Annotated in this window: 6 protein-coding genes, 2 pseudogenes and 1 riboswitch; of the genes and pseudogenes, 5 read left to right on the forward strand and 3 right to left on the reverse strand. The window is 46.2% G+C overall.

Going from position 1 to position 7,821, the window contains the following annotated elements; all coding sequences use genetic code 11:
* Positions 1-573: 573 nt before the first annotated feature.
* Positions 574-1,098: a DUF3087 domain-containing protein gene (locus IQR33_RS17065; RefSeq protein WP_193837839.1), complete on the reverse strand. Its 525-nt coding sequence runs from the start codon at positions 1,096-1,098 to the stop codon at positions 574-576.
* A 158-nt stretch (positions 1,099-1,256) separates the two neighbouring features.
* Between IQR33_RS17065 and trmY the strand changes: the two genes are divergently transcribed.
* Positions 1,257-1,856: a tRNA (pseudouridine(54)-N(1))-methyltransferase TrmY gene (gene trmY / locus IQR33_RS17070; protein WP_017634347.1), complete on the forward strand. Its 600-nt coding sequence runs from the start codon at positions 1,257-1,259 to the stop codon at positions 1,854-1,856.
* Between the two features lie 78 nt (positions 1,857-1,934).
* On the opposite strand, the gene IQR33_RS17075 is transcribed toward trmY, so the two are convergent.
* Positions 1,935-3,278: a TldD/PmbA family protein gene (locus IQR33_RS17075; protein WP_193837838.1), complete on the reverse strand. Its 1,344-nt coding sequence runs from the start codon at positions 3,276-3,278 to the stop codon at positions 1,935-1,937.
* Positions 3,278-4,663, reverse strand: a complete 1,386-nt coding sequence (locus IQR33_RS17080) for a TldD/PmbA family protein (protein WP_115386907.1) — start codon at positions 4,661-4,663, stop codon at positions 3,278-3,280. The genes IQR33_RS17075 and IQR33_RS17080 overlap by 1 nt, the downstream gene beginning before the upstream one ends.
* A gap of 311 nt (positions 4,664-4,974) precedes the next feature.
* Positions 4,975-5,082: riboswitch (TPP riboswitch) on the forward strand.
* Positions 5,083-5,179: 97 nt separating this feature from the next.
* Here IQR33_RS17080 and thiD point away from each other — a divergent pair.
* The 4 genes and pseudogenes from thiD to IQR33_RS33350 all read left to right on the forward strand — a co-directional run.
* The gene (gene thiD / locus IQR33_RS17085) at positions 5,180-6,037 is read left to right on the forward strand and encodes a bifunctional hydroxymethylpyrimidine kinase/phosphomethylpyrimidine kinase (protein WP_005383329.1); all 858 of its coding nucleotides are present in this window, start codon (positions 5,180-5,182) and stop codon (positions 6,035-6,037) included.
* Positions 6,027-6,782 (forward strand): ABC transporter ATP-binding protein, encoded by a 756-nt coding sequence (locus tag IQR33_RS17090; protein WP_054575239.1) that lies wholly within the window; start codon positions 6,027-6,029, stop codon positions 6,780-6,782. Before thiD ends, IQR33_RS17090 begins: the two co-directional genes overlap by 11 nt.
* Positions 6,783-6,849: 67 nt before the next feature.
* A pseudogene (locus tag IQR33_RS17095) lies at positions 6,850-7,575 on the forward strand (ABC transporter permease); the annotation flags it as partial.
* 65 nt (positions 7,576-7,640) lie between these two features.
* Positions 7,641-7,821, forward strand: a pseudogene (locus IQR33_RS33350) (ABC transporter substrate-binding protein); the annotation flags it as partial.

Genomic DNA, 7,821 nt, shown 5'->3' on the forward strand with positions numbered 1-7,821 from the left:
TGCATGTGTTAGGCCTGCCGCCAGCGTTCAATCTGAGCCATGATCAAACTCTTCAATTTAAGATTTTGTCGGCTCAATGAATACTGAACATTACATAAAGTAATGTTTGAATTGACTGTGCTCTTATTGGTTTTTACTTTTGAAAAAGTAAAACAAAACAGCTCAAGGCTGCTTCCCAATTCGAATGGTCACTTCGTTTCATTGAAACCTAAATTGTTTCCGAAGAAACTATTTGGATTATCATCAACGAGTGCCCACACAGATTGATAGGTCTATATTGTTAAAGAGCTTGCTTCGTAAGCTTTGCTATCGAAGCGGAGGCGTATTCTAAGGAATTAATTTTCAGTGTCAAACACTTTTTTAAATTAATTTTTAGAAGTTTTCTTTCGCCTTCTTGCCAACCGCTTTTGCGTTTCCGCTTTGCCCTGACAACGGAGGCGCATTATAGGGAGATGATTTTTCTTGGCAACCCCTTTTCAGAAAAAAAATCAAAAAAAAGCGTCGAATGATTAAATCTCACTCAAACGCTTATTTTTAGCACTCAGTTGTTAACTTCAAGTAGCAAATAGGCAATCAATATGTGTCTAGCCAAGACTCTTCAAAGCCTGTGATATCGAGACTCAGTGATTGCGCCGCTTCGATTTGCTCGATAGCCTCTAGTTCTTTATTTACACTGCTCATCGTTAATGTGTTGTTGTCTAGCTCAAACACTTGGCGTTGCGTGGTGTAATAGAACTTAAGCGTAGTGAGCGCTTTTACATCGTCATTGCTCGCGGCTGCTTTAATGCTTTTTAGTTTACGAAAGATTTTGTTGTGCAGTTGCTTGAGTTTCCAAACGTACAGCACTTCTTCCATGTATGGTCGAGTTTTAATGTGATTCAATAAAGAGAGGGAAGTTGCAACTGCGAGAACGACACCAATCAAATTCCAATGGAAATTGCCCGTTGATTGTTCTGGTACGACTTCAGTGTTGCCAAACAAAACAATCAACAAGGTACTAAAGGCAAGAGAGGAGATGGCGAGCAACGCAACAAAACCGCCAATCACAAGGTTTACTTTCTTTTTATAAATGTCTTTATTTATCTGTTTGATTTCCATATACCGCTCCTAACAGGTTACCTCTATTTTAACCAGCGCACTCCGCACGACAATCGAAGCTTTGTAAGTAAGTTCACATTTGCTATTAAACTCGCATCCCTTCCCTGCTTGGGTATATACTTCCGCGCATTCACTCTTCCTATATAGAGGCTAAATTCATGCGCTCTTTTGTTTTACGAGCTCGCGCGGCGCCAACCACCAGCAAAGCACTGTTAGAAGGTGTTGGTAATGAAGCGCATACAGAGATTCTTGCTCATACCATGATGAACACTATGTTCGTTGCTCAATCACACCGTGAAGATGTGGTTGTTCACTTGGTTTTGGAAAGCACAAAAGACTTCTCACGCACCATTACTATTCGCTCCAACGACATCACCAACATTGGCGGCTTCCATGAGTCAACCTTGATTGCAGCAGTGGCTCGCGCTTTGGATGCTTCGGTTGGTATGGGTAAAGAGCAACTTCGTGAAGTCGAACCTGGTATTACCGTTCGTACAGTGAGCTTTGAACGCCTAGTACAAGAGCTGGCAGAAGATCACCAACTATATATGTTGGATAAGAAAGGCGAATTTGTTCGTGATGCAGAAATTGGTGAAAATCCATGTTTCTTGCTAACTGACCATATACCGATGCCGAAAAAGTCTTTTAACAGCTTAAAGCGCCTTGGCACAGAGAAGATCAGCTTAGGTCCTAAGATGCTTTTCGCTTCTCAGTGTGTGGTATTGATCCACAATGAGTTGGACATACGCGAATTCTAGTTATTCACGCACACGTTGCTAGACAATGAAAGAGGACTCCATTGAGTCCTCTTTTTTGTTTCTATAGGGATGCTAAGTTTACTTACCACCAATGCTCAAACGAGCAAAACGAACGTCTGGCGAGAAGAAAGTTCGGCTATCGTTAATTAACTGAGTATCACCCACTGCCTCAACTTCTTGCAGCATCTTGTAGAAGTTACCCGCTACCGTGATCCCACGAACTGGTTGAACGCGCTCTCCATCACGGCACAAGAAGCCACTCGCACCAAATGAGAAATCACCACTCACTGCATCCGCACCAGAATGGACACCTTGAAGCTCGACTAACTCTAGGTACTCTCCCGCTTTTACTTCTGATGCACTGCTGTTGCCTGTCGCAATCACTTTGTGATTCGCTGATACGTCTAAGCTCGATTTTGCACCGCGAGCGGCACTTGCCGTCGACACTGCACCCAAATAATTCGCTGTTTGGCTATTGTGCAATAGCGTATTCAGTTGGCCATTAGCAATCATCACATTGTCTTGAGTAGCAAAGCCTTCACTATCAAAACTTGCGATTGCCATACCATTTGGCATGTAAGCCGTATCAGTAAAGGTAATTAAATCACTCGCAACACGTTGACCAAGCTTATCACCCAGTGGCGTAATGCCTTTCATCGCGCTTACGCCAGAGAAAGCACTGCCGAAAGCACCGAATAAACTTGCCAGCGCATTGATGTGGAAAATAGCGGGGTAGTTACCCGTCGCAACCGGTACACCTTCAAGAAGATCACGAGCAAGCTTGTAACCGCCTTCTATACAATAAGCTGGAGCCAACTCATCAAAACGGCGACCTAGCGACATTCTTCCCGCCATCGACTGTTTGCCGTCTTTTTCAAACAAGGTATACGCGTAACAAGTGAACGATCGCTCGAAATGTTGACATAACGTACCTTGAGTATTCGCGATGATGAGCTGAGTTTCACCGTCACTGTAACCATTGTATGGTGCGCTAGAAGCGTGAGGCAGAGCCACTACGCCTTGCTCAAGTGCGAGAGACAGTTCAATTTTTTCATCAACCGAAGTTGTGTCTTCTTGAGCAATCTCAGCCACGTCAGTCGTGATTTGGCTGTTCACACAACTAATGGTCTGATGTTCATCTTGCTTGGAAAAACGAGCGCTTTGCAGTGCATTAGTCAGCATCAAATCTAAGCTTGGTTGTTCTAACGACTCAGAATAGCTCGTTGCAACACGCGCATCTTTCACAACACGAACACCCAGCACTTGGCTTGAGCTTACTTTGTACTCATCCAGCTTTCCTTGGTTCGCTTTCAGAGAAAAGCTGCTGTTGCGGTTTACAATGACGTCCGCTTCTGCACCTTGGCGTTTTGCTTCTGATAGGACGTAATCAACCGCATTAAGAAGTTGTTGTTCTTGGCTCATTAGTTACCGCCTCCTACCAGAATGTTATCGACTTTCAGTGTTGGCTGACCGACTGTTGTTGGTACTGAACCACTTACGGAACCACACATGCCCGGCGCAAGTGCCATGTCTTTGCCGACCATGCTGATTTCTTTCAACACTTTTGGACCCGTGCTGATCAGCGTTGCTGTTTTCAGAGGCTTGGTGATTTTGCCATTTTCAATGAGATAAGCTTCACGAACAGCAAAGTTAAACTCACCCGTACCCGGTTGAACCGAGCCACCGCCCATCTTCTTCGCATAGATACCACGCTCGATGCCTGCCAGCATGTCATCAAGTGAATGCTCGCCCTCTTCGATAAAGGTATTACGCATACGCGAGGTTGGTGCGAACTTGTAGTTTTGACGACGACCAGAACCCGTAGGTTCGTAACCTGTCTTCATGCCACCCATTTTATCGACCATAAAGCTGGTTAGCTTACCGTCTTTGATCAATTGGGTACGCTGAGTCTTCATGCCTTCGTCATCAACATGAATCGAGCCCCATTCGTTGGTCATGGTGCCATCATCGACTGCATTCACCGCGGTGTGAGCAACCATTTCGCCCATCTTGTCGTGGAATACTGATGCTTTCTTCGCAACTGAAGTGGTTTCTAGCAAGTGACCACATGCTTCATGGAAGATAACGCCGCCAAAGCCGTTACCAATCACCACCGGCATTTCACCCGATGGACAAGCATCCGCGCCAAGTTTTACTAACGCTTGCTGCGCGATAGTTTGACCTAGCTCTTTGGCATCAAGCTGTTCACTGAATTCCCAACCAGCAAGAGCGCCAGGACCTTCCATACCAGAAGACTGCTCATTACCTTTTTGCGCGACAGTGTTACCAGCAACACGAATGTAGTGGCGAGTATCGTCAACGTGTAGACCTTCTGAGTTGAAGATAGACACTTGTTGCTCGCGCTGAAGAACGCTGCCAATAAACTGGCTGATATGTTCACTCTCAGCACGTGCGGCTTGGTCAACTTTCAATAGAAACGCGATTTTTGAATCTAGGTTAGCATCCTTACCTAGCGGCATGCGGCAACCATGTTGGATTGGGTAGCGGTTCAAATTCAAAGAACCCGCTGACGCGATTTGCTCACGCTTGTCTTTTGCAGCAAGCAGCGAGGTTACGCGCTTTAGTTCGGCTTCATCTGTGCTGTTGGTGTAACCGTAAAGCACCTTATGACCGAAAAAAAGACGAATACCGATACCAAAATCGATACCCGAGTTAACCTTATCCACCTCACCAGATGCGATCTGGACAGTGTTGGTTTGGTGATGTTCAACGAATAGTTCAGCGAAATCAGCCCCCAAAAAGAGCGCATGATCGATCACTGACTTCGCTGTTACAGAATTAAGCATGAAGTCTCCTTGCTCGATGATCGTCTTAGCCTTCCTAATTAACTGTGAAAAAGTTCAACAAAGTTAAATTGGCAACACGTTAAATTTTAACAGTTTTTTAACCTTGTTTTGTGCTAATCCTTGCTTAACGAGACCACGATTATTTATTAAATATTCCAGGTTCTGCTCATTCACCAGAGCGTTGCACTAGTAAATTCCACCCAGCAAACCATTTAGGTGCTTACTTTATCACTCACCTCGCATAATTGAATACTCATTATAATTACGCTCAAAAAACGTATCCCTTCCGCAATGGTCCTGCTATCATCCGAACGAAATAGTCGGGGGGCCACACGACAAGTGTTGGCTGAGATCGAAATTCGAGACCCGTTGAACCTGATTCAGTTAGCACTGACGTAGGGAACTATGCACACTTTGCCTTTCGTCGCCCCTCTTAGGTAAGCGATAGCGATCGAAAAATCGATCTATCTGCAACGGTCAAAGTCAGTTCCTATACGTCTTGTAGTAGGAGCGACCATGACGCAGCAATCACAACCTCATTCACATCACACGCCAGCCTTGCCTACCCCTATCGTATTGACCATCGCGGGCTCAGACAGTGGTGGCGGTGCAGGTATTCAAGCCGACATCAAAGCGATGTCCGCAACCGGCAGTTTTGCTTGCTCGGTAATCACGGCGATTACTTCGCAAAATACCCAAGGCGTTTCTGCGATTTTCCCCATTCCTCTCGACCATGTAGAGAGCCAACTTGATGCAGTATTTACCGACCTCAACATCGTTGCAGTCAAAGTGGGCATGCTGGCAGATTCCAACATCATCAAAGTCGTTGCAGACAAAATTAAACAATACCAGCCAAAACACCTCGTGATTGACCCTGTGATGGTGGCCACCAGCGGCGATCTATTACTGGAACAGTCGGCAATCAGCACTTTAAAAGAAGAATTGATTCCGCTCGCAGACATCATTACCCCTAACCTACCCGAAGGCGCAGCATTGACGGGTAAGCCAATGCCTCAATCAGAATCTGAAATGAACGATATGATTACCGACCTTCGTGCGCTTGGCGCCAAAGCTATTCTGCTCAAAGGCGGTCACCTTGAAGAAAATGAAAACAGCAACGATCTGCTTATCATGCAAGACAGTGCCGAGTTAATTAGCGCCAAGCGATTTCCAACCAAAAACACTCATGGCACAGGCTGTACACTTTCTTCCGCCATTGCGTCTTATCTTGGCCAAGGCAACAATCTGCACAAAGCGGTGCACCTTGGTAAGCAGTACATCAGCCAAGCTATCGCGCACGCTGATGAACTGGATGTCGGTAAAGGTCACGGCCCTGTGAACCACTTTTTTGCGGGTCATACTTATGTTCGCTAACGCGATTGGCATTCAGCTTTCCGATGCTAGCCTGCGATACAAAGATAGCCAAACACCGACTTTAGCAGGAATGAACATGACCATTCCCGTCGGTAAATGGACGGTATTACTCGGACGAAGTGGCTGCGGGAAAACCACAATATTGCGTTACTTAGCTGGCCTACTGGATGACCAAGTTGACTGGCATGGCGAACTCATCACAACGGATGGCGCTGCACTGCATGACCGTATCGCTTACATGGCTCAGCAGGATTTATTGCTACCGTGGTTGAATGTGTTAGACAACGTCTGCCTCAGTTCTCGATTTTCTCAAGAGCAAGCACCAGAGCAAAATAGACAACGTGCACTGGCTTTACTAAACCAAGTAAAACTCGCCGATTACGCGGATGCTAAGCCAACTCAGCTCTCTGGCGGCATGAGACAACGTGTTGCCCTTGCTCGCACTCTGATGCAAGACAAGCCTCTGGTTCTGATGGATGAGCCTTTCTCTGCGTTGGACGCGGTTACTCGCCATAAGTTGCAGACCTTGTCTGCCGAATTACTGAAAGATAAGACCGTTGTTCTTATTACCCACGACCCACAAGAAGCGGTGCGATTAGCTCACCAACTCTATGTACTGCAAGGTACGCCTGCGCAAGCTCAGCACTTGGTTGTTCCGGATTCCAAGCCACCACGAGTTCTCGATGGAGAGTGCGCCGCGCTTCAACAAGCGATTTTGGATCAATTGGAGAAAGACTATGAGTGATATGACTCAGTACAACTCCGTTTCGGCACGTATTGGTAAAAAAGAACGCGTGACCCATCAAGCTCTGCGCTTGGTAATCAGCACTGCGGTGATCTTGGGATTGTGGCAGTTGGTTGTGGTGGTATTCGACATGCCAGGCTTCATCTTACCTTCACCAATTGAAGTGCTGGATAGATTGGTCACTCGTTACGATATCCTGCTCAAACATACTTGGGTTACTGCGCAAGAGATCTTACTTGGCTTGGCGCTTGGATTATCGATGGGTTTGCTGTTCGCATTGCAAATGCTGATGTTTGAGCCGCTGAAGCGTTGGTTACTGCCTATTCTGATTGCTAGCCAAGCGATCCCTGTGTTCGCCATCGCGCCAGTGCTCATGCTTTGGCTGGGTTACGGTATTGCATCGAAAGTCGTCATGGCAGCGATCATCATCTTTTTCCCCGTCACGACATGTTGCTATGACGGCTTACGCAATACACCAACAGGTTACCTCGATCTTGCCAAGACCATGGGCGCGTCGAAATGGCAGCTACTTCGTCATATTCAATTGCCAGCCGCGCTACCAACGTTAGCTTCAGGTATTCGTGTTGCCGTCGTTATTGCGCCAATTGGAGCAGTGGTCGGTGAGTGGGTAGGTTCAAGTGAAGGCTTGGGTTATCTGATGCTCCAAGCTAACGCTCGCATGATCATTGACGAGATGTTTGCGGCGCTGTTTATCCTCGCCGTGCTGTCTATCTCACTCTACTTCATCACCGATAAATTATTGAAAAAAGCCATCCCTTGGGAAAGCAAGTAATTACAGAAAATAACCAAAGAAAATTGGGAAAGAAAAGGAAGAACCCCGTGAATAAAAACAAACTTGTGAGCGCTGCTGCTCTACTCGCTTCAGTGGTATCAACCAACGTGCTTGCAGCTGAAAAAGAGATGACACTGATGTTGGATTGGTTCGTCAATCCAAACCATGGTCCTATCGTGATTGCCAAAGAGCGCGGTTACTTCAAAGAACAAGGTTTGAAGGTCAACATTCAAGAGCCTGCAGATC

Origin of the sequence: Vibrio sp. OPT46, assembly GCF_015163535.1 — a bacterium.
GTDB lineage: Bacteria > Pseudomonadota > Gammaproteobacteria > Enterobacterales > Vibrionaceae > Vibrio > Vibrio alginolyticus.